This is a genomic window from Herbaspirillum rubrisubalbicans (assembly GCF_003719195.1).
GTDB classification, from domain to species: Bacteria; Pseudomonadota; Gammaproteobacteria; order Burkholderiales; family Burkholderiaceae_D; genus Herbaspirillum; species Herbaspirillum rubrisubalbicans.
The window spans coordinates 2,960,698-2,982,387 of the sequence record NZ_CP024996.1; the positions used below are offsets into that span (position 1 = coordinate 2,960,698).

A 21,690-nucleotide genomic window follows, 5' to 3' on the forward strand; every position below is an offset into this window, starting at 1 on the left:
CCTCATGCGCTCAGTGGGTAGAAGCAGCGATGTTCTCGCCCGCCTGCGGCAACTACCGGTGGAATGGTCTGGCAAGCTCGTTCTGCACGGCTGCAGCGCGGCGCGAACGCACACCCGGGCGGCAGGCGCAGCAAGGGCGGCGTCGCACCAGGAATGGAATAGAGCCGCTTGCCCTGGTACTCGGCCTGCGGCAGCGAATCGATCAATCCTCGCGTGTAAGGATGCAGCGGCTGCTGGATCACCTGCTGTACGGGGCCGCGCTCGATGATACGGCCGGCATACATCACGCACAGATCGTCGGCCAGATCCTTGACCACACTGATGTCATGCGTGATCCAGATCAGGGCCGTCCCACTTTCTCGCGCCAGTTGTTTCATTTCGTACAGAATCTGCGCCTGGATCGTCACATCCAGGGCCGTGGTCGGCTCATCGGCGATGATCAGATCAGGATGATTGATGATGGCATTGGCGATGGCCACGCGTTGCCGCATCCCGCCGGACATCTCGTGCGGATACACACGCATACGTTCTTCAGGGGCCGGGATGCCGACCCGCCGCAAGGCATCGCAGACCCGGGTCTCGATCTCCTTGCGTGACGCCTTGCGATGGATTGCAATGGTCTCGCCCAGTTGTGCGCCGATGCGCATGACCGGGTTCAGGGACATCATCGGATCCTGGAACACCATCGCAATGCGATCCCCGCGCAGCTGACTCCAGCGCTTGGCGCTGGCTTCCCGCAGGTTCTCGCCCTTGAAGATGATCTCGCCGCCCGAGATGCGGCCCGGTGCATCAATCAGATTCATCAGCGAGAAGGCGGTCACCGACTTGCCCGACCCGGATTCGCCGACGATACCCAATACCTTCCCTTTTTCCAGCGTGAACGAGACATCATCCAGCGCCTTGGCCACGCCCGCTCCCGTGTGGAATTGTGTGACCAGATTCCTGACTTCCAGCAGTGCCATCTTCGCTCCTTATACGTCCAGTTTGGGGTTGAGAACCAAGCGCAGTTGGTCGCCCACCAGACTCACCGCCATGACCAGCAATACCAGCGCCACACCAGGGAAGACGCTGATCCAGTACTGGTTCGAGAGCATGTAGTCAAAACCGTTGGAAATGAGCAGACCCAGTGAGGGCTTGGTCTGGGGCAGGCCGATACCCAGAAAACTCATGGTCGCCTCCAGCGTGATGGCATTGGCCATCTGGTTGGTAGTAGTGACGATCAGCGGCGCCACGCAGTTGGGCAGCACATGGCGGAACATGATGCGACGTGCCGGCAACCCTTGGCCCAGGGCTGCCTCGATGTAGTCCTTGCCACGCTCCACCAGTGCCGCGCCACGCACATTGCGCGCGAAGATAGCCCACTGCACCAGCACCAGCGCCATCAGCGTCTTGTCCACCCCCTGCCCCAGTACGGCCAGCAACACCAGCGCCACCAGGATCGTCGGCACACTCAGTTGCACATCGACGATACGCATGAGCAAGGCATCCACCTTGCCACCAAAGTAGGCCGAGATCAGCCCCAGGCTGGTGCCCAGCACCAGCGCCACCAAGGCGCTGGCCACCCCGATACCCAGGCTGATGCGCAAGCCATAGAGAATGGCGCTGAGCATGTCGCGACCGGCACCGTCGGTGCCCAGCACGTAGCGCATGGTGTGGTCGGTACTGAGGGTTCCGGGACTGCGTTCGGCTTCCAGGATGGACACCTTGGTCAGGTCATAGGGGTCCTGCGGAGCAATCAGCGGTGAGGCCACCGCCGCCACGACCATGAGGGCCAGCAGCAGCGCCGCTGCCGTGCCGATGCGGCTCTTGAAGAAACGCCTGGCCAGCACGCGCCAAGGCGACTCCGACGCCCGTGCATCCCCCACCGGCCTGGCTGCGCCATCCGTGGGCTCAACCTGCGCTGCCAGCACTCCTGTCTCGATATCATTGATCATCATTATGTTTGCCTCTTCAAGCCGATTTGGTCCGCAAGCGCGGGTCCAGGATCAGATACAGTACGTCCACCACGAAATTGATCACCACATAGAGCAGCAAGACCACCATCAAGTAGGCCACCACCACCGGTCGGTCCAACTGCAGCACCGAATCGATGATCAGCTTGCCCATGCCCGGCCACGCAAAGATGGTTTCCGTGATCAGGGAAAAGGCGATCAAGTGACCGAACTCGATTCCCATGACCGTCACGATGGGAATCATCACGTTGGGGGCGATATGTCGCATCATCAACCGCACGGCGCCCACACCTTTGGCGCGCGCAAACTTGACGTACTCCTGCACCGCCACCTCGCGGGTGCCAGCTTCAGTCATGCGCATGACCAGGGCGATGTTGTGCAGGGCCAGCGTACAGGCTGGCAGCACGATGTATTTCAACCCTTCCCAACTGAGAAAGCTCACCTGCACCCCCAGCAGCGAAGTGGTCGGCCCGCGTCCGCCGGAGGGGAGCCAGCCCAGGTTGACCGAAAACACCAGAATCAGGATCAGACCCAGCCAGAACACGGGCACGGTCACGCCCAGCACCGAAAATCCCATGGCCAACTTGTGTACCCGACTACCGGGACGCAAGCCGGACCACATGCCCAGCGGAATGCCGATCACGGCCGACAGCAGCAAGGCCGCCACGGCCAGCTCGAAGGTAGCCGGCATACGTTCCAGGATCAGACCGATGGCCGGCTGGTTGAAGACAAAGGAGTTGCCCAGATCGCCATGCAGCGCATTGCTCACGAATCGCAGGTATTGCTGATACATCGGCAGATCCAGCCCGAGCGCATGGGTGGCGCGCTGTATCTCTTCCAGTGGAGCATCCGGCGCCACCAGCAAATGAATGGGATTACCCACCAGATTGATCCCGACGAAGGCCAGGATCGACATGACAAAGATCACCAGCACGCTTTGCAGCGCACGCCTCAACAACATCTCAAACATCGTTCCGCTCCCATGTCGAATTCACGCCGGACCCTTCCCGCTCAATCAGGAGCCTGTCGCTCCAGCACCTCGAAGATCATGATACGCTGTATCAATCAGCGATACTATATATTATCAAGCGATACCGTGTCAAACAAAGATCATCATCTGAAACATCTTTTTTCACACTGGAATTCCAGGCGAAAACCCATACCCAGAGCGGGATTGCGATTATTCCCGCGCCGTGCGAAGATGCCCTGCCTCAAGGAGAGCCCGTGGTTCACCCAAAGAAAAAAGGGAGCGCAATTTGCACTCCCTTTTTTGTCTTTCATGCCAACGTCCTTACTTCTGACGGATATCCATCGCCATCGTGAAACCGTCCGCGCGCGGTGTCAGCACCAAGCTCTGCTTCATCGCCCAGAATGCATTGAGGTGCTGCAGGGGAATGATGGCGACATCGGTCAAGGCAAGACGGCTCGCCTGCCGTTGCAGATCCTCCCGCGCAGCATCGTCAGTGGTGCCGGCCGCACGTTCGATGAGGGCATCCACCTCCTTATTGCTGTAGCGGCCATAGTTGCTGACACCGAGCGAGGTTGCGGCGTTGTAGCTGTGAATGATCGAGACCAGCCCCGTCAGCGAATCGCCGGTCACCGCCCCGTTGCCTACCAGGAAAGCACTGAATTCGGGCTCGCCATTGGCACCGCTACCGAAGGCGCGCGTCTGGAACACCGAATAAGGCATGGTCGCGACATCGGTCCTGATACCCACTTGACTCCATTGCTGGGCGACGGCCTCGCACAACCTGGCATCATTGACGTAGCGATTATTGGGGCAATGCAAGGTCAGCTGGAAACCCTGCGGATAGCCTGCCTGCGCCAGTAACTCCCTGGCCTTGGCGGCATCGTAGCCGGGTAGCTTCAGTTCCGGGTCATAGCCGAAGAATCCCTTGGGCACCAGTTGCTGGGCCGCCGTCGCATCGTCCTTCATGAGGTACTTGATGATGCCATCGCGATTGATGGCCATCATCATCGCCTGACGCACCTTGAGATCCTTCATGGGATTCTTCTTCAAGGGCGCGCCCGTCACATCGCGCACGAAGGGCGAAATATCACGGAACTGATCCAGCGCCAGGTAGTTGAGCATGTAGGACGTCACCGAGACCAATTTGAAGGCACGCAACGACCTTTCCATGTTGGCAGTGATATCGTTGATGATATCCACCGAGCCGGAGAGCAAGGCGGCTGCCCGTGCCGGTTCGCGTGGAATGAACTGGAAGCTCACGCTATCCCAGGGCTCCTTCTCGCCCCAGTACGATGGATTCTTGTTGAGCACCAGTTTCTGTCCATGCAACCAACTGCCGAAGCGATAGGGGCCGGTGCCGATGGCCGATTTGCCATTGGCAAAACTCTCTTCGCTGACGTGCTCACCCAGGGACTTGGGCAGGATGGCGATGAGGCCGAGATTATCGGGCAGAGTCGGGCTGACATGCTTGGTCTTGACCTGCACGGTCAAGGGCCCGCTGACGCTGATTGCGCTCACTTCGCGCAGGTAGGAACGGAAGGTGCGCGGCCCCGAGAGGTTCATGGCGCGTTCGATGGAATATTTCACGTCCTCGGCCGTCATGGTCTGCCCGTCATGAAACTTGACGTCCGGCCGCAACTTGAATTCCCAGGTGGTCGGATTGATCATGCGCCACGACAGCGCCAGGCTGGGCTTGGGACGGAGTTGATGATCCTGTGCCACCAGGGAATCATAGACATGGGCCCAGATGTTGCGGTTGGCACTATTGAGGACGTGCGGATCGGCCGAGGTAATTTCTGCCTTGAACCCGATCTTCAGTTCAGCCGCCTGCGCGACCGTCCCCAGCAGCCCAACGACGATACAGGCTGCGGCAAATACTTTCCTCACTACCTTGAACATGTTACGACCCTCTCCTTGACTTCGTTAAACAGTTGACCATGTCTGACTCGGCTCTCAACGATATCCCAGATTCATGGACAGTTGGCGCGCCGCTTCCCGCAGCATTCCCGCCGTCGCCGCGACATCCTCGTCACGGATACGGCTGGCCGGACCTGCCACGCTGAGGGCGGCCATCACCTCGGCTTTGGCATTGAAGACGGGCGCTGCAATGGCCACCGAATCGGCCGACATCTCGCCGTAGGAGACGGCATGTCCCGTCTGCAGGACCTTGGCAATGGCCTGCTTCAGGCTACTGCGATTGACCAGCGTGGCGCTGGTGAAGCGCTTGCGCTCAGTACGCAGGACATGGTCCTGGATCTCCCTGGGAGCATAGGCCAACAGCACCTTGCCCGAAGCTCCCACGTAAAGAGGGCGCCGGCTGCCTGACTGGGTCTGGACGCGAATAGGCTCAAAAGACTCCCAGCGTGCAATGCAGACCGACTCCAGACCGTCGCGGATGCGCATCTGCACACTTTCGTTGCAGGCAATGCCGATTTGGCGCAGGTATTTCTTGCCCAGTCGTGCCAGACTGATCTGGCCTTCAGCCGCCACCCCCAGGTATAAGGCGTTGTAGCCCAGGCCATAGATGGGTGCCTGGTTATCGCGACAGACCAGGCCGTTCTTCTCCAGCGTATAAAGCATACGGAATGCCCGCGCCTTGGTCATCCCGGAGCGCAGCGACAACTCCGTCACTCCGAGGCCTGGGCACTGTGCCACCAACAGGAGCAAGCCCAATGTCTCCTCAACTGCATCGATCGTGTAATCAGTCATAGCTCAGATGTCTGGACAGGAATCCAGCGCTATGGTCCGGCGCGGCATACGCCGGCCAATGCCCCAGAAAAAAACCAATCCCGCACGCGAGATTGGCAAGGAGGAGACACCTCAATAACACGAAAGCCTCAGAAGCGATGCAGGATGCCCAGCGCCAGGGCGTTCTGCGACTTGTCCGCACCCGGTGCGCCATTGCTGGTCAGGCCAGGGCTGTACATGTCGGACGCCCGCATATTGGCCAGCATGGCGTACAACAGGCTGCGTTTGGACAGACTGTAGTCGGCACCCAGGACAAACGTGGTGAGCTTGCCCTTGTTGGAAGCACCCACGAAGTCATAACGCGAATAGATCACGCTGCCCTTGAAGAGCCAGTTGCCCATCTTGTAGTCGGCGCCGACGTCATAGATGTCAGCGCGAGAGTTGTTGATGCCGCCCGCAGTGAATGCCGCGGTACCGCTGGTGGCGGTCACGGTACGGACGAAGTTGGCCGCCGTACCGGACGATGCGTTGACCAGCGGCTGCTTGACCAGCGAGTAGGTGCCGCGCAAGGTCACGGGACCGATATCGTAGTTGGTGCCCAGCATCCATACCTTGGTGCAAGTGTCGCCCGCATTGCCCAACGTGGCCGTATTGCAGCCAGCGTTGCTGGCCGCGCCCTGGTCACTGCTGGTGTTGGTGGAGACCGAGCCGACGGTAGCCGCCTTCTTCGATTGCCAGTAGGCCAAGCCGATGCCGAACGGGCCGTTGTCGTAGTTGGCGCCCAGCCCCAGCGACTGACCGGTACTGTTGGAGCCAGCCGCCTCACCGAAGGCGTAGGTTAAGTTGGCCTGGAAGCCACCATAGTTAGGTGTGGTGTAGTAGATCATGTTGTTGGCACGTTCGCCGGTGGCACGATCCAGATTGTTGCCGTGTGCCTTGCCAGTAAAGGGCAACATGCGCGACGCAGTGGAATACTGGTTGGCGATGAAATCGGTGTAGTCCTTGCGGCGTCCCAACTGAACATCACCATAGTCGCCGCTCAGGCCCACCGTGGTGCGGCGACCGAAGGTCGCACCATTCTGTGCAGAGGCGCCGTTATCGAGCGTAAAGCCGCCTTCAATGACGAACTCAGCCTTGTTTCCGCCGCCCAGGTCCTCAGCGCCACGGAAACCAATACGCGACTGCGTGTACTGACCTGAATCGATGCCCACGCGGCTACCGGTGTTGGTGCCGGTGGTGGCAACTTTGTTCACGTAGCCAAGGCCGGCGGTGGCGACCCCGTAGATCTCCACCGAGCTTTGCGCATATGCAGTACCTACGATGCCCAGGCAGGCCAGTCCAATTGCGGATTTCTTCACATCACTCTCCCTTGATACCAGATTGTCGATAATAAATACATCACCCCATCGTATCACTCTGCAAACCAATGTCACGACAGGCGATATGTTAAACAGCCGCATCGACATCGTCAACGATGTTTCATTAAAAAATATCCTGTATTATTATGTGAAACAAGGACAGAGATTCAGGTGTGAAAAATGCGCCAGAAAGTGGCACCAACAGCGACTTCGCACCAAATGGAGACAGGTATGGCGTCATTCGCGGGTGAGAAGTCGGTTTCACTGAGCGAAAGAGCGCAGGAACGCTTCGATCTTCACGCCAATGAACGCGCGCCAGCCTATGCCAGCCGATTCAACCTGAATGCAAGGAAAACGGGATGCGACACGATATGCCGAAGAAAAGGCAGCAGCCCCGCGTGCTGGAGGCAGATGCGGCCAATGACGACGCCGAGGTGATGGAGGCCATCGCAGGGGGTAACCGCGCCGTATTCGAAAAATTATATAAACAGTATTTTCCGCGACTGACGTCTTTCCTGCGCCGGCTTACTGCCCACCCTCACCTCATCGACGAGATCATCAACGACACCATGTTGGTGGTGTGGCAGAAAGCCCATACCTACAATCAGACCTGCAAGGTGTCCACCTGGATCTTTGCGATCGCCTATCGCCAAGGACTGAAAGCGCTGCGAAACTTGCGGCAGGAGATCGAGATCGTGAGCGACGAGGACGATCCCTGCGATACGCCTGGACCGGAACAGCAGATGAGCCGTCTGCAAATGAGGAAAGTGCTGGAGAGCGCCCTATCCGAGCTGTCCACGGAGCAGCGCAGCGTCATCGCCCTGAGCTACTACCATGGCATGGCCTACGATGAGATCGCCCGAGCCATGAAATGCCCGATCAATACCATCAAGACCCGCATGTTTCATGCACGGCGCAAGCTCAAATCCCTGCTGTATGCCTATCAATGAACAAAAGGCATTTCAGGCAGAACAAGAGAAGAGCTCAGAGAATGACTTGACCCCTCGCGCCAGAAACCCGGCATGAAACAGAGACGAGCTCTCCTGTGATACTCAAGCCAGTGCGTCGACGTAACCGAGCAACCGGGAGAAACGGGCGGCGGCCTGAGTGATGATCTTGACATACTTGTCCAACTTCTCTTTGGGCACACGGCTAGAGGGTGCCGTCATGGACAGCGAGGCCACCACATGCCCCTGGGAATCCCGCACCGGAGCGGCAACGGCCACCATGTCCGCCGTTTTCTCGGAATGGGAGATACTGAATCCCTCGGCCAGAATCTTCTTGAGTTCCTTCTTGAGGTCAGTCTGCTTGACGATGGTGTTCGGGGTGAATTTCTCCAGCTTTCCCGAGAGAATCTCGGCCTGTACATCTGCCGGCGCGTACGCCAGCAACAACTTGCCAGAGGCTCCGGCAGACAAGGGGCGGCGGTCTCCCAGTTGACTGTGGACCCTGATCGCATGGGGGGCATCCCACCAGGCCACGCACACCGTGTCCATGCCATCCCGGACCCTGACCAGCACGCTCTCGTTACATTCGTTGCCGATATCTTCTAGGATGTCACGGGCCACGTTGACCAGGCTCAACTGGCCCTGTGCCGCGGTTCCCAGAATCAAGGCGCGATAACCCAGGCTATAAGTCGCCATGGGCAACTGGCGCCGTACCAGACCGCATTCTTCCAAGGTGGTCAGCAGCCGGAAGGCGCGTGCCTTGGTGTTGCCGGAACGCTTGGCCAGCTCGGTCACGCCATTGCCGCCTTCTTCAGCCACCAGAAACAGCAGCTCTATCGCCTTGCTTACCGCATCGACGGTGTAACTCATAAGTCACTTTCCTTATTGTTCAACTCGATCTTCACGAGCCCCTCACCAGGAGCCTTGTCCGCCCCCACGGGTAGGCCATTTTCGCAGAAATACACGCACGTGGTCGCCAGCCCGGGCAACTCTGGTAACGACTTCTGGCACCACCTGCCGAACCGCGCCCGATGAAACTGAAGATGAATGCTAAACGATACACTGTTTCCCTGAAGGAAACAATACGGACGTACACCGGCTCTGCCGCGCATTGCCTCGCCGAACTATCTGGCGCGCCGTCACCACTGACCCCTGCAAGGCACGCACGCAGTGCCAGACGTCGGCGCAACCCGGGAAAGGAGCCCCTCTGATGAAAAAATTTACGGTTCGGGTAAGAACAGCAGAACAAGGATTTGCCTACACGGAACTGGCACGCTGCAGCAGCGATGCGGCAGCAGCCGCATGTGATCGATTTGGGCCCTGTGGCGTGACGGTCATCCCCTTGTAGGAGCGTGGCGACCATCCGACCCATCTGCCTGCACCTCGGCACAGCCACCCTCTGCGCTCTTCAACCGAGGCTCGCAACCGGTTGCTGCCCGAAGTCTTCAGTGAGAAGGAAATCCATCAGATGCCGCGCACACGTAGCCGGCGCCGCCAGTTGCCCCTGTGCATGCAGACAGAGGAACAGTTCGCGCAAGGCGAAGCGTTCCTCTGGCAGGTCCCGCAGTTCTGCCTGCATGTCGGTGTCGATCACTCCAGGCGCGACACTGCAGATGCGCAGCCCCGGCGTGCCATCTTGCGCGACGGCACGCGCGTGGTGGTCCAGCGCCGCCTTGCTTGCGCCGTACACCGACCACCCCGGATAGGCCTGACGGCCGGCACCGCTGGAAAGATGCAGGATGCGACACTCGCACCCCAAGCGAGCTTGCGCAAGTGTTGCCAGTCTGGCCGACAGTATGAGGGCCGCGCCGACATTGAGCATCACCGCCTGGGCGATGTCTTGCGCACATTGGTGCGGCAGCGCGCCGCTCGGTTGTATGGTGGCGGCATTATTGATCAGCAGCACCTCTGCCTCATCGGCCAAGAAGGCCGACAATGCGTCGCCGTCCAGCCATGAGAGTAGTTGCCGGGGATCGGCCAGATCGATCACCTGCTGATGCAACAAAGAAGGCCATTGCTGGGCCAACGTCTCATTGCGGCGACGGGCCAGCCCCAATACGGCAACCTCGCGTTGCATCAGTTCGGCAGCGATGGCTGCCCCCAGGCCACGGGTGTGGCCAGTTACGATTGCTTTCATGTTTGCTCCTGCCGTCTGGATCAAGCCGGCGGGGGAACCGCCGACACCGCAGCGCCACTCAATGAGAAATAGCCCGCCACGGTATGCACTGATCCGTGGCGCTCCCCAAGGCAAACTTTCGCTGACAAATTCCATGAACCACATCGTCGGTCGCGCATTGGAGCAAAGAGACTATCGGGCCATTCATCTGGCGCGACATCTGTTGCCGTTCGAAGATCACAAGTTCCTTCAACCCGAACATGTTCGGGTGATCGTGCGTGGCCAGGGTCTGTATGTATGGGACGACCATGGCCGCCGCTTGCTCGATGGCATGTCCGGTCTTTGGTGTACCACGCTGGGGTATGGACGGCAGGAGCTGGTGGCTGCAGCCACCAGGCAGATGACCACCCTGTCCTATTGCAGCCAATTCTTCAACACCGCCCACCCCACACTAGCCGAGCTGTCGGCGCGGCTGTTCGAGCTGCTGCCAGCACATTACAGTCGTATCCTGTATTGCAACTCCGGCTCCGAAGCCAACGAGATCCTCATCAAGGTGGTACGCCGCTACTGGGAGCTCGCCGGACGCACCAGCAAGCGCGTCATCATCGGCCGTCACAATGGCTATCATGGTTCGACGGTGGGTAGCGCCTCCCTGGGCGGAATGAAGATCATGCACGCTCTGGGTGCAAGTATGCTGCCCGAGGTCCAGCATATCGAACAGCCCTTCTGGTTCGGCTATGACGGTCCGCTCAACGAGGTCGAGTTTGGCCTGCACGCGGCACAAGCCCTGGAGCGCAAGATCATCGAACTCGGTGCGGACAATGTGGCGGCTTTCGTGGCAGAACCCTTCCAAGGCGCTGGCGGCATGATCTTCCCGCCCGACAATTACTGGCCCGAGATCCAGCGCATCTGCCAACGTCATGAGGTCTTGCTGTGCGCCGACGAGGTCATCGGCGGCTTCGGCCGGACCGGCCATTGGTTCGCGCATGAGTATTTCGGCTTCCAGCCCGATCTGCTCACCATCGCCAAGGGGCTGACCTCGGGCTACGTGCCCATGGGTGGCCTGGTACTGTCCGAGCGGGTCGGCGAAACGCTGGCCGAGTGCGGTGGTCTGTTCGCCCATGGCTTGACTTACCAGGGTCATCCGGTGGCCGCCGCCGTCGCGCTGGCCACGTTGTCGCTGCTTGATGAAGGTGGTGTGCTGGCACGACTGGCCACATGCACCGGCCCCTATCTGCAGGCACAACTGCGCAGCCGGCTGGGCGCACATGTGCTGGTCAACGAGATTCAGGGAACCGGAGCGGTGGCCGCCCTGCAGCTTGCCTTGGGAAAGGATGGCAAACAACGCTTTGCCAACGAGAATGCGGTCGGGTTGCATTGTATGCGCCGAGCCCAGCATCATGGGCTCATTGTGCGCAATTCCGGTGCCCGCATCATCCTGGCCCCGGCGCTGGTGGCTAGTCTTGCCGAGTTGGACGAACTCATCGACAAACTCACACTGGCCCTGGACGATACGGCTCGGGCGCTGCAGATGGCGTAGATGGCGTAGATGGCGTAATCGCAGCCTTGTGCCAGCCCGGGCATGGCACATCATCTTCTGCAGCCGCTTGCCTGGGACCAGGAAATGGCATAGAGTATCGTATTATCTAAAGATACCGAGTATTCTTAGATGAAACAACCTGTCATGTGATCGATTGTTGCCGAGGCCATTGCTTCTCCCCGATGAACTCTTCTTATCCATGCCTGACCGCCGAAGGTTTGTTCTTTCAACTTTCCTGCGGCGGTGAATCGCTGCTCTTCCTCCTCAGCCCGGAGGCGCTCACGCTGCTGTCCCAACGTTGCACCTATGCGATGGATGCATTCAATCTCTACCGCGCCCATGAAGCGCTGATCCATCTGACCGCACGTATCGTGGCGCTGGAAAACAAGTCACTGCCCCATATTCTCCTCGATCGCTGCCACTTCGAGGCCGATGCCGCCATCCACAGAGCGGCATCGCAGCGACTGCCCACCCTGCCATCCTGACCTCCCGGCGTGACCTGCCCCGGGTCCACCATTGCCTGCGTGTGGAACCACTCCCCGGAAAACCACCACCCAGACCAGACGGGATTGATAGGCGCTGTAGCTCACCCTCTCATCCCGAACCACTTTGGGAGATCCTGACTTGCACGCAAAGCTTTCACCGTTTTCTCTCTGGGGCCTGACACTGGAGGCCAAGGCAGCCCCTGATCAAGCACCAATGCAGCAGACCTTCATCGTCAGACTGGGTGACGAAATGGGCTTACTCACCTTCGCCTCGGCGCTGGATGCAGAAATCTATTGCCAGCACCTGGCCGCGTGCGGCGTCACAGGCTGGCGGCGCGAGCGACTGGAACGAATCGACCTCACCAGCGCCCTGGCAACGATACCGCAGCAACAACAGCGACTCATGTTATCGCTGGGGTTCTATGCCTCCGATACCAAGGATCTGCTCGCCGACGACAGCCAATCGCTCGTTACGCCCTTGCTGCCGGTGCAGTTCAACATGCGCCATCGCCAGCACGGTCTGCATCAGTTGCGTATCGGTGCTGACATTCCTGCCTTTGTCCAACACTGGTGGGGAAGCATCGGTGGCGAGAATTATGGCCAGCAGATCGGTGCGCTGGAACGTTCCTCCGAAGCTGCCCTCACCCGATGTGCGGCCGACGCACTGCGCAAGATTCACATTACGGGCATCAGCCACTACCTGCACACCTGGACAGTGGCAGGCATGGCAGAGATCTATGCCCTATACCGACCGGATTCAGGCGAATGGGGATTTCAACCGGTACGCCACGAGGAAACACGACAGTTTCATTGACAGGCGCAAACAGTCGTTCGCGCTTGCGTGGGCGTCGGTATCAACGCAGCGGCCATCGTGCATATCAGGCAAATGTCGGTCATCGACATCCCATCACAATCAAGAAAACATTAGAAACAACAAGCTAACTAATCTTTACATTTTGCTTTTGCGATAGGTCAATGTTGCAACCATAGGGAAGCCTAGTATTTCCTCACGCGAACAGACACGGCCCGTATCGGGCCGTCGCCGTTGTTTTGCACTATGGAGAACACTATGGCAATGGCAAATCAGACCTTTGGCTTCTACATGCCAAACGTATCGCTCATGGGCGTGGGTTGCGCCGAGGAAGTCGGCCTGCAAGCCAAGGCATTGGGAGCACGACGCGTGTTCCTGTGTACCGACGTCGGCATGGTCAAGCTCGGCATGGCGAACAAGATCAAGGCCATCCTCGAGAGCGCGGACTTGGCCGTCACCGTCTATGACGGTTCCGATCCGAATCCGACTGACAAGAACGTAGAACTGGGGGTGCAGCTATACCGCGCCGCCGATTGCGATGCTATCGTCTCGCTCGGCGGCGGCAGTGCCCACGACTGTGCCAAGGGCATCGGCATGGTGGTCAGCAACGGTGGCAATATCCGTGACTACGAAGGTCTGAACAAGACCAGCAAGCCCATGCCGCCCTTCCTGGCCATCAACACCACGGCCGGCACGGCCAGTGAGATGACCCGTTTTTGCATCATCACCAATACCGACAACCACGTGAAGATGGCCCTGGTGGACTGGCGCTGCACGCCCAATGTGGCCATCAACGATCCGCTGCTGATGAAGGACATGCCGGCCTCCCTCACCGCTGCCACCGGCATGGACGCCCTCACCCACGCCATCGAAGCCTACGTTTCCACGGCCGCCACGCCGATTACCGATGCGTGCGCCCTGCAGGCGATCCGCCTCATCTCGCAATGGCTGCGTCCGGCCGTGGCCAATGCCCAGCAGATGGAAGCCCGTGACAAGATGGCCTATGCCGAATACCTGGCCGGCATGGCGTTCAATAACGCCTCGCTCGGCTACGTCCACGCGATGGCCCACCAACTGGGTGGTTTCTACAACCTGCCCCATGGCGTGTGCAACGCCATCCTGCTGCCCGAGGTGTGCAGCTTCAACCTCATCGCCTGCCCACAACGCTACGCCGACATCGCCGAGGCGATGGGTGAAAAGATCGCCAACCTGTCGGTGATGGATGCCGCCGACAAGGCCATCAAGGCGATCCGGCAACTGGCCCGCGACGTCGCCATCCCGCCCAATCTGGCGGTACTGGGTGTCAAGGAGAGCGACTTCGAGCTGATGGCCACCAATGCCAAGAAAGACGCCTGCCAGCTCACCAACCCGCGCACGGCGACGCTGGAACAGGTGGTGGGCATCTTCCGTCAAGCCCATCAGGGCTGAACCCGTTTGTTTTCCCAAAGGTCATCATCATGAACCAATTGCATACCGAACATATCGACAAACAGTACAAGCTGCTGATCAATGGCGAGTGGGTCCCCTCCCGTTCCGGCAATGAATTCACTTCCACCAACCCGGCCTCCGGCGAGTTGCTGGCGCACTGCGCCAATGCCGATCGTGAAGATGTCGATGCCGCCGTGCAGGCCGCCTGGTCGGCCTACAAGACCTGGAAGGACACCAGCCCAGCCGAACGCGCCGGCTTCCTGAACCGCATCGCCGATGCCATCGAGGCCAAGGCACAGCATTTCGCGATGGTCGAAACGCTGGACAACGGCAAGCCCATCCGCGAAACCCTGGCCGTGGACATTCCTTCGGGCATTGATCACTTCCGTTACTTCGCTGCCGCCATCCGTACCGATGAAGGCAGCGCCACCCGCCTGGACAAGAACACCCTGAGCCTGATCCTGCGCGAACCGATCGGTGTGGTCGGCCAGATCATTCCCTGGAACTTCCCCTTCCTGATGGCCGCCTGGAAGCTGGCACCGGCGCTGGCTGCCGGCAACTGCGTGGTGATCAAGCCGTCGTCCGATACCTCGTTGAGCCTGCTGGAACTGGGCAAGGTGCTCAAGGACATCCTGCCCAAGGGCGTGGTCAACATCGTCACCGGCAAGGGTTCCACCACGGGCAACTACATGCTGGAGCACGAAGGCTTCCGCAAGCTGGCCTTCACCGGCTCCACCGATATCGGCTATACGGTGGCTGAAGCCGCCGCCAAGAAACTCATCCCCTCCACTCTGGAGCTGGGCGGCAAGTCGGCCAACATCATCTTCCCCGATGCTCCGTGGGAAAAGATGATCGAAGGCGTGCAGCTTGGCATTCTCTTCAACCAGGGTCAGGTCTGCTGCGCCGGCTCCCGCATCTTCGTGCACAAGAGCATCTACAACCGCTTCGTCGAGGAAGCCGGCAAGGCCTTCTCGCAGGTCAACGTCAACCTGCCCTGGCTGGCCAATACCCAGATGGGCCCGCTGGTCAATGCGCACCAGTTGAAGACGGTGCTGGGTTATGTCGATATCGGTCGGACGGAAGGTGAAGTCCTGGTCGGCGGTCATCGTATCGGCCGCACTGAACTGCAGGACGGCAATTTCATGGAGCCGACCCTGATCGCCACCACCAACAACTCGCGCGTGGCCAGAGAAGAGATCTTTGGCCCGGTGGGCGCCGTCATCGCCTTCGAGGATGAGGATGAAGTCATCGCCATGGCCAATGACAGCGAGTTCGGTCTGGGCGGCGCAGTCTGGACCAAGACCCTCAATACCGCCCTGCGGGTGGCCTCGGGTGTGGAGACCGGTCGCATGTGGGTCAACACCTACAACCAGTTGCCCGCCCATGCCCCGTTTGGCGGCTACAAGAAGTCCGGCATCGGCCGCGAAAACCACAAGATGATGCTGGAGCACTATTCCCAGTGCAAGAACATCTTCATCAGCATGGATGAGGCCAAACTGGGTCTTTACTAAGCAGGACGAATCCAAGTAGTACAAGCAGCACGCATCACCCTCGCAAGAGCCGCCTGCCCCAGGCGCTCTTGCGCAAGTCTCACAAAGGAAATGAACATGGCGCTGACGGTTGGAATCCCCAAAGAGATATTTCCTGAAGAAAAAAGAGTGGCGGCTTCGCCCGAGATGGTCGCCAAATTGATCGCACTGGGTTTCCCGGTGCTGATGGAAAACCAGGCAGGTGCGCTGGCCAATATGCCAGATGAAGCTTTCCGCGCAGCAGGCGCAAGCATCGCCGCTTCCCCGCAACAGGTCTGGCAAGCAGCCGACCTCATTTTCAAAGTACGCGCTCCTTCCCTGGCGGAAGTCGCCTTGATGAAGGAAGGTTCCACCCTCATCAGTTTCATCTGGCCAGCACAAAACGCCGAGCTGATGGCCGCCCTGGCAGCCAAGCGGGCTACCGTGCTGGCAATGGATTGCATCCCCCGTATCTCGCGCGCACAAAAGTGCGATGCGCTCTCCTCCATGGCCAATATTGCCGGCTACCGCGCCGTCATTGAGGCCGCCAATCAATTCGGTCGCTTCTTTACCGGTCAGATCACGGCGGCCGGCAAGGTACCGCCGGCCAAGGTGTTCGTGATCGGTGCCGGCGTGGCGGGTCTGGCCGCGCTGGGCACAGCGGTCTCGCTGGGCGCCGTGGTGCGCGCCAACGATACCCGCCAGGAGGTGGCCGACCAGATCAAGTCCATGGGCGCCGAGTTCGTCGGCGTCAATTACGTCGAAGAAGGCTCCGGTGGCGGTGGCTATGCCAAGGTGATGAGCGAGGGCTACCAGCAAGCCCAGCGCCAGGTCTTTGCCGAGCAGGCCAAGGATGTCGACATCATCATCACCACCGCATTGATCCCCGGAAAACCCGCACCCAAGCTCATTACCAGCGAGATGGTGCAGAGTATGCGTCCCGGCAGCGTGATCGTCGACCTGGCCGCCGAACAGGGCGGCAATTGCGAACTGACGGTGCCAGGCGAAGTCGTGGTGCGCCACGATGTGACGATCATCGGCTATACCGATCTGCCGTCACGTCTGTCCAAGCAATCCAGTACGCTGTACGCGACCAACCTGCTGCGCCTGACCGAGGAACTCTGCAAGACCAAGGACGGCATCATTCTGGTCAATATGGACGATGAGATGATCCGCGGCGCCACCGTGCTCAAGGACGGCACGGTGACCTGGCCGCCGCCAGCCATCAAGCCGGCAGTTGCCCCCGCCAAGCCCGCGCCCAACGCACCGGCCACAGCCCCGCAAGCCAAGGCAGCCCCGGTCAAAAAGCCCGCCTCGCGCTGGGGCCCGGTGATCTTCGGTGGCCTCGCCGCCGTGTTGCTGTGGCTGGTGGGCAGCTATGCACCGACCGAGTTCCTGGAACACTTCACCGTGTTCATCCTGGCCTGCTTCGTCGGCTACATGGTGGTGTGGAACGTGACGGCGTCGCTGCATACGCCATTGATGAGCGTGACCAATGCCATCTCCAGCATCATCGCCATCGGCGCCATGACCCAGGTGAGCCCGGCTCTGGGAACGTCAGGAACGCCCTCCTCCTATCTGATATTCGCCTTGGCCATTGCCGGCATCGTGCTGACCGCGGTGAACATGTTCGGTGGCTTCGCCGTGACGGGTCGCATGTTGGCGATGTTCCGCAAACAAGGATAATCATGAATGCTTCTTCTCTTGTGACCACCAGTTATATCGGAGCCATCGTGCTGTTCATCCTGAGTCTGGGCGGCCTGTCCAACCCGGAAACGGCACGACGCGGCAATGTCTACGGCATCATCGGCATGGCCGTGGCCATCCTGGCGACCATCTTCGGTCCGCATGTGACCATGAGCGGCCTGCCCTACCTGATCTGTGCCATCCTGGTCGGCGGCAGTATCGGCTTGATCGCCGCCCGGCGCATCAAGATGACCCAGATGCCCGAACTGGTGGCCTTGATGCACAGCCTGGTGGGTCTGGCAGCCAGCCTGATCGGCTTCGTGTCCTATTTCAGTCACGCCGAGTCGGCCGCCGGTGCCAGCAGCGCCATCTTGAAGGTGGAAATCTATATCGGCGTGTTGATCGGCGCCGTCACCTTCTCCGGCTCCCTGATCGCCTTCGGCAAGCTGGCCGGCAAGATCGGTGGCAAGCCTTTGATGCTGCCCGCACGTCACTGGCTCAATCTGGCCTGCCTGCTGCTCATGATCTGGCTGGCGGTGGACTTCGTGGGTGCCGATAGCACTGCGCAAGGACTGCTGCCCTTGCTCATCATGACCGGCCTGGCCTTGCTCTTCGGCATCCACATGGTGATGGCCATCGGTGGTGCCGACATGCCGGTGGTGGTGTCGATGCTCAACTCCTATTCCGGCTGGGCTGCCACGGCCACCGGCTTCATCCTCTCCAATGACTTGCTCATCGTCACTGGTGCGCTGGTGGGCTCCTCGGGCGCCATCCTGTCCTCCATCATGTGCAAGGCCATGAACCGCAATTTCTTCAGTGTCATTGCCGGTGGCTTTGGTACGGGCGCTGCCAAGGTCCAGGGCGAACATGCTGCTATCGCCGGCGAGGTCACGGCCATCAGCGCCCAGGACACCGCCGGTCTGCTCAAGCAAGCCAAGAGCGTCATCATCGTGCCCGGCTACGGCATGGCGGTCGCCCAGGCCCAGCACACCGTCTGGGAAATCACTGCATTCCTGCGCGAGCGTGGCGTCAATGTGCGCTTCGGCATCCACCCGGTCGCTGGCCGGATGCCTGGCCACATGAACGTGCTGCTGGCCGAGGCCAAGGTGCCCTATGACATCGTGATGGAAATGGATGAGATCAACCATGACTTCCCGGACACCGACGTGGCCGTCGTGATCGGCGCCAACGACATCGTCAACCCGGCGGCCGAAGACGATCCCACCAGCCCCATCGCCGGAATGCCGGTGCTGCAGGTCTGGAAAGCCAAGTGCGCCATCGTGATGAAGCGCTCCATGGCCTCCGGCTACGCGGGCGTGGACAATCCGCTGTTCTATCGGGACAACACCAGGATGCTGTTTGGCGACGCCAAGAAGATGCTGGACGAAGTATTGCTGGCCCTGAAGGGTTGAACACGGACGCAGCAATGCCTCAGGAAAAACGGTCCAGCACGCTATACCAGGCCACGCCGGCTGCAATGTAGAAGCGCTGCAATCCATGCAGCGGGATGGGGCTGATGGTGCTGACCGGGAAGGGAAATACCGCCCCTGCCTGCGCGCGCAGACGCTGCGCCAGGCAGCGCCCCATGGTACTGGCCATGGCGATGCCGCGACCGTTGTAGCCCACTGCGGCGGTCAGCCCGGGCGCAGGTTCATGCACATGCGGCATGAAGTCACGCGTGATGGCGACCCGTCCCGACCAGCGGTACTCGAAGCTCACCCCGGCCAGTTGCGGAAACAGCAAGGCCACCGAGCGCTCCAGATGGGCGAAATCGTCCACCCCGCGCGGCTCACCGAAAGGACCGCGCCCCCCCATGAGCAGACGCCCCTGGGCATCGCGCCGGTAATACAGCAGCAGACGCCGCGAATCGGAGGTGACCTCGCCAGCCGGCAGGATGCTCGCTCCCAGTTGCGGTGATAGCGGCTGGGTGGCGACGATGAAACTGTTGGCGGCAATTACCGATTGCCGCAGATGCGGCCACAGGTCATCGGTATAGCCATTGGTGGCAAGCACCACCTGGTCGGCATCGATGTGCGGCCCCTGCGCGCTATGTACACGCCAGCCGCCCTGGCGCCGCTCCAGCTGCGCCACCCGCGTATTGCCATGGATGGCCACACCCAGCCGCTGCGCGGCACGCGCCAGTCCCCGGCAATACTTGAGCGGATGCAGACTGCCGGCACGCTCATCCTTCCACCCGCCGACATAGGCATCGGTGCCGATGCGGCGCGCCACTTCGGCACCATCCATGAGCTGCGCCGGCGCCCCTTCGGCCATCCACTGGCGCGCACGCGACTCCAGTGCGCGCATCACCTTGGGCGAATGGGTGGGCTGGATCCAGCCACCACGGTGCGCATCGCAATCGATGCCATGACGGGCAATCAGATCGAAGACCGTATCAGCGGCCGACCCGATGGCAGCGATCAGCGGATCGGCCACGGCACTGCCGAACATCACCCGCAATTGATCCGGATCGTACTTGAGGCCGGGAATGACCTGCCCGCCATTGCGCCCGGACGCCCCCCAGCCGGGTGCATGGGTATCCAGCACACACACCGAGACACCCGCCTCGGCCAGGTGCAAAGCGGTGGAAAGCCCGGTATAACCCGCACCGATGATGGCGACGTCGTAACGCGCACTGGCCTGCAGTGGCGGCGTGACGGGAATTTCACCACCGGTAGCGGACCACAAGGAGAGCTGCTGGCCTGCATTGAAATCGTGCGTCATCTGCGCCACCTCGCTCTCATTTACCAATCACGCGGCGCAGGAAATCCTGGGTGCGTGCATGTTGCGGTGCCGACAGCACCTGCGCGGCCGGACCGGATTCGACGATGCTGCCGCTGTGCAGGAAGCACACGCGGTCGGCCACTTCGCGCGCAAAACCCATTTCGTGGGTTACCACGATCATGGTCATGCCATCGGCAGCCAACGTGCGCATCACGGCCAACACTTCGCCCACCAGTTCGGGGTCCAACGCCGAGGTCGGCTCATCGAAGAGAATGGCCTCTGGCTGCATCGCCAACGAACGCGCAATGGCCACGCGCTGTTGCTGACCACCCGAGAGCTGCGCCGGATAGGCATCGCAACGCGCCGCCAGGCCCACTTTCTCCAGCAGCGCCATGGCCTGCACCCGGGCCTGTTCGCGCGGCACGCGATTGACGAACACCGGCCCCTCGGTCACGTTTTCCAGCACGGTGCGATGCGGGAACAGGTTAAAGCGCTGGAACACCATGCCCACCCGGGTACGCAAGCGGTGGATGTCGGCACTGTCGCGATCGACACGCTGGCCATCAATGAGGATGTCTCCGCGCTCATAGGACTCCAGTCCGTTGATACAGCGCAGCACCGTGGACTTGCCCGAACCCGATGGGCCGATCAGGCAGACCACCTCGCCCTCGGCCACCGACAGCGAGACATCCTTGAGCACCTCGTGCTGGCCGAAGCACTTGGAAATACGCTTGACCTCAATCATCGTGCCCTCCCCTTGCTATTGCGGATTTCCAGGCGACGGATCAGAAATACCAGCGGCAGCGACAGCAGCAGGTACAACACCGCTACGGTGGTATAGACAGTCATATTCTGGAAGGTGCTGGAAGCGATCATCTGGCCTGCACGCGTCATTTCCAGCACGGTGATGGTGGAAACCAGCGAGGAATCCTTGAGCATCATCACCAGCGTATTGCCGTAGGGCGGCAGCGCAATGCGAAAGGCCTGCGGCAGGATCACGCGGCGCATGATCAGGGGTCCGCGCATACCGATCGATTGCGCCGCCTCAATCTGCCCCACATCCACCGCCTCGATACCGGCACGGAAATTCTCCGCCTGGTAGGCCGAATAGGCGATGCCCAGACCGATCACGCCGGCGTGGAAGGCGCTGAGCTGGATACCGATGTCAGGCAGCACGAAATAGATGTAGAACAGCTGCACGATGATCGGCAGGCCGCGGATGATGTTGACGATGGTAGCGCCGGCCAGGGCGACGGCCTTGATGCGCGAAACCTTCATCAGGGCCAGTAGCAGTCCCAGCAGCGAACTGAGCAGGAAAGACAGGATCGTGACTTCGACGGTGACCAGCGCTCCCTGAAGGAGGATGGGCAGGAAGTCCAGCACGTTTTGCAGGAGCATGGGCGTGGAGAATGGCGAGGGCAAGGACCACAGGCGGAAGGTGTGCCGAGCCTTGGGATGGCGGTCGGCACAGTATCGT

Annotated in this window: 19 protein-coding genes; 8 read left to right on the plus strand and 11 right to left on the minus strand. The window is 60.4% G+C overall.

Annotated features, from left to right (window positions below; translation table 11 throughout):
- Positions 1-2: 2 nt before the first annotated feature.
- The 6 genes from RC54_RS13260 to RC54_RS13285 form a co-directional block, all read right to left on the minus strand.
- Positions 3-962, minus strand: a complete 960-nt coding sequence (locus RC54_RS13260) for an ABC transporter ATP-binding protein (RefSeq protein ID WP_058895636.1) — start codon at positions 960-962, stop codon at positions 3-5.
- Between the two features lie 9 nt (positions 963-971).
- Complete coding sequence (locus tag RC54_RS13265) at positions 972-1,937, minus strand: ABC transporter permease (protein WP_061789808.1); 966 nt, start codon at positions 1,935-1,937, stop codon at positions 972-974.
- Positions 1,938-1,950: 13 nt separating this feature from the next.
- The gene (locus tag RC54_RS13270) at positions 1,951-2,922 is read right to left on the minus strand and encodes an ABC transporter permease (protein ID WP_061789809.1); all 972 of its coding nucleotides are present in this window, start codon (positions 2,920-2,922) and stop codon (positions 1,951-1,953) included.
- A 321-nt stretch (positions 2,923-3,243) separates the two neighbouring features.
- Positions 3,244-4,821 carry an ABC transporter substrate-binding protein gene (locus tag RC54_RS13275; RefSeq protein ID WP_061789810.1) on the minus strand — a complete coding sequence of 526 codons (1,578 nt, stop codon included), beginning with the start codon at positions 4,819-4,821 and terminating at the stop codon, positions 3,244-3,246.
- A gap of 54 nt (positions 4,822-4,875) precedes the next feature.
- Positions 4,876-5,631, minus strand: a complete 756-nt coding sequence (locus RC54_RS13280) for an IclR family transcriptional regulator (RefSeq protein WP_082803141.1) — start codon at positions 5,629-5,631, stop codon at positions 4,876-4,878.
- Between the two features lie 128 nt (positions 5,632-5,759).
- Positions 5,760-6,968 (minus strand): porin, encoded by a 1,209-nt coding sequence (locus tag RC54_RS13285; protein WP_058895640.1) that lies wholly within the window; start codon positions 6,966-6,968, stop codon positions 5,760-5,762.
- A gap of 359 nt (positions 6,969-7,327) precedes the next feature.
- Here RC54_RS13285 and RC54_RS13290 point away from each other — a divergent pair, with 359 nt between their 5' ends.
- Complete coding sequence (locus RC54_RS13290; RefSeq protein WP_058895641.1) at positions 7,328-7,918, plus strand: RNA polymerase sigma factor; 591 nt, start codon at positions 7,328-7,330, stop codon at positions 7,916-7,918.
- 102 nt (positions 7,919-8,020) lie between these two features.
- On the opposite strand, the gene RC54_RS13295 is transcribed toward RC54_RS13290, so the two are convergent.
- Together RC54_RS13295 and RC54_RS13300 are read right to left on the minus strand one after the other, a co-directional pair.
- Positions 8,021-8,785: an IclR family transcriptional regulator gene (locus RC54_RS13295; protein ID WP_058895642.1), complete on the minus strand. Its 765-nt coding sequence runs from the start codon at positions 8,783-8,785 to the stop codon at positions 8,021-8,023.
- A gap of 538 nt (positions 8,786-9,323) precedes the next feature.
- The gene (locus tag RC54_RS13300; RefSeq protein ID WP_061789811.1) at positions 9,324-10,052 is read right to left on the minus strand and encodes an SDR family oxidoreductase; all 729 of its coding nucleotides are present in this window, start codon (positions 10,050-10,052) and stop codon (positions 9,324-9,326) included.
- Positions 10,053-10,185: 133 nt separating this feature from the next.
- Here RC54_RS13300 and RC54_RS13305 point away from each other — a divergent pair, with 133 nt between their 5' ends.
- From RC54_RS13305 to pntB, 7 genes are all read left to right on the plus strand, one after another.
- Positions 10,186-11,571, plus strand: coding sequence for an aminotransferase (locus RC54_RS13305; RefSeq protein ID WP_058895644.1), 1,386 nt, complete (start codon positions 10,186-10,188; stop codon positions 11,569-11,571).
- Positions 11,572-11,753: 182 nt separating this feature from the next.
- Entirely contained in the window at positions 11,754-12,056 is a 303-nt protein-coding gene (locus tag RC54_RS13310) for a hypothetical protein (protein ID WP_061789812.1), read from the plus strand.
- A 214-nt stretch (positions 12,057-12,270) separates the two neighbouring features.
- Entirely contained in the window at positions 12,271-12,870 is a 600-nt protein-coding gene (locus RC54_RS13315; RefSeq protein ID WP_058895646.1) for a hypothetical protein, read from the plus strand.
- Positions 12,871-13,131: 261 nt separating this feature from the next.
- On the plus strand, positions 13,132-14,295 hold the full coding sequence (locus tag RC54_RS13320) for an iron-containing alcohol dehydrogenase (protein ID WP_197416712.1): 1,164 nt from the start codon (positions 13,132-13,134) through the stop codon (positions 14,293-14,295).
- Between the two features lie 29 nt (positions 14,296-14,324).
- Positions 14,325-15,806, plus strand: coding sequence for an aldehyde dehydrogenase family protein (locus tag RC54_RS13325; protein ID WP_061789813.1), 1,482 nt, complete (start codon positions 14,325-14,327; stop codon positions 15,804-15,806).
- A 96-nt stretch (positions 15,807-15,902) separates the two neighbouring features.
- The gene (locus RC54_RS13330; RefSeq protein WP_058895649.1) at positions 15,903-17,489 is read left to right on the plus strand and encodes a Re/Si-specific NAD(P)(+) transhydrogenase subunit alpha; all 1,587 of its coding nucleotides are present in this window, start codon (positions 15,903-15,905) and stop codon (positions 17,487-17,489) included.
- 2 nt (positions 17,490-17,491) lie between these two features.
- Positions 17,492-18,901, plus strand: coding sequence for a Re/Si-specific NAD(P)(+) transhydrogenase subunit beta (gene pntB / locus RC54_RS13335; RefSeq protein WP_061789814.1), 1,410 nt, complete (start codon positions 17,492-17,494; stop codon positions 18,899-18,901).
- A gap of 19 nt (positions 18,902-18,920) precedes the next feature.
- Here the strand turns inward: pntB and RC54_RS13340 are convergent, their stop codons facing one another.
- Genes RC54_RS13340 through RC54_RS13350 form a run of 3 tightly spaced genes read right to left on the minus strand, consistent with a single transcriptional unit; the run spans position 18,921 to position 21,611 of the window.
- A complete protein-coding gene (locus tag RC54_RS13340) occupies positions 18,921-20,213 on the minus strand; it encodes an NAD(P)/FAD-dependent oxidoreductase (RefSeq protein WP_061789852.1) in 1,293 nt (430 codons plus the stop codon).
- Between the two features lie 16 nt (positions 20,214-20,229).
- Positions 20,230-20,958 carry an amino acid ABC transporter ATP-binding protein gene (locus tag RC54_RS13345; protein ID WP_061789815.1) on the minus strand — a complete coding sequence of 243 codons (729 nt, stop codon included), beginning with the start codon at positions 20,956-20,958 and terminating at the stop codon, positions 20,230-20,232.
- The gene (locus RC54_RS13350; protein WP_061789816.1) at positions 20,955-21,611 is read right to left on the minus strand and encodes an amino acid ABC transporter permease; all 657 of its coding nucleotides are present in this window, start codon (positions 21,609-21,611) and stop codon (positions 20,955-20,957) included. Before RC54_RS13350 ends, RC54_RS13345 begins: the two co-directional genes overlap by 4 nt.
- Between the last annotated feature and the right edge of the window lie 79 nt (positions 21,612-21,690).

Coding starts and splice junctions, on each gene's coding strand:
- RC54_RS13290 (WP_058895641.1), top strand. CDS start 7,328: ATGCGACACGATATGCCGAAGAAAAGGCAGCAGCCCCGCGTGCTGGAG.
- RC54_RS13330 (WP_058895649.1), top strand. CDS start 15,903: ATGGCGCTGACGGTTGGAATCCCCAAAGAGATATTTCCTGAAGAAAAA.
- RC54_RS13265 (WP_061789808.1), bottom strand. CDS start 1,937: ATGATGATCAATGATATCGAGACAGGAGTGCTGGCAGCGCAGGTTGAG.
- RC54_RS13350 (WP_061789816.1), bottom strand. CDS start 21,611: ATGCTCCTGCAAAACGTGCTGGACTTCCTGCCCATCCTCCTTCAGGGA.
- RC54_RS13300 (WP_061789811.1), bottom strand. CDS start 10,052: ATGAAAGCAATCGTAACTGGCCACACCCGTGGCCTGGGGGCAGCCATC.
- RC54_RS13345 (WP_061789815.1), bottom strand. CDS start 20,958: ATGATTGAGGTCAAGCGTATTTCCAAGTGCTTCGGCCAGCACGAGGTG.
- RC54_RS13340 (WP_061789852.1), bottom strand. CDS start 20,213: ATGACGCACGATTTCAATGCAGGCCAGCAGCTCTCCTTGTGGTCCGCT.
- RC54_RS13275 (WP_061789810.1), bottom strand. CDS start 4,821: ATGTTCAAGGTAGTGAGGAAAGTATTTGCCGCAGCCTGTATCGTCGTT.
- RC54_RS13320 (WP_197416712.1), top strand. CDS start 13,132: ATGGCAAATCAGACCTTTGGCTTCTACATGCCAAACGTATCGCTCATG.
- pntB (WP_061789814.1), top strand. CDS start 17,492: ATGAATGCTTCTTCTCTTGTGACCACCAGTTATATCGGAGCCATCGTG.
- RC54_RS13310 (WP_061789812.1), top strand. CDS start 11,754: ATGAACTCTTCTTATCCATGCCTGACCGCCGAAGGTTTGTTCTTTCAA.
- RC54_RS13280 (WP_082803141.1), bottom strand. CDS start 5,631: ATGACTGATTACACGATCGATGCAGTTGAGGAGACATTGGGCTTGCTC.
- RC54_RS13295 (WP_058895642.1), bottom strand. CDS start 8,785: ATGAGTTACACCGTCGATGCGGTAAGCAAGGCGATAGAGCTGCTGTTT.
- RC54_RS13315 (WP_058895646.1), top strand. CDS start 12,271: ATGCAGCAGACCTTCATCGTCAGACTGGGTGACGAAATGGGCTTACTC.
- RC54_RS13305 (WP_058895644.1), top strand. CDS start 10,186: ATGAACCACATCGTCGGTCGCGCATTGGAGCAAAGAGACTATCGGGCC.
- RC54_RS13325 (WP_061789813.1), top strand. CDS start 14,325: ATGAACCAATTGCATACCGAACATATCGACAAACAGTACAAGCTGCTG.
- RC54_RS13260 (WP_058895636.1), bottom strand. CDS start 962: ATGGCACTGCTGGAAGTCAGGAATCTGGTCACACAATTCCACACGGGA.
- RC54_RS13270 (WP_061789809.1), bottom strand. CDS start 2,922: ATGTTTGAGATGTTGTTGAGGCGTGCGCTGCAAAGCGTGCTGGTGATC.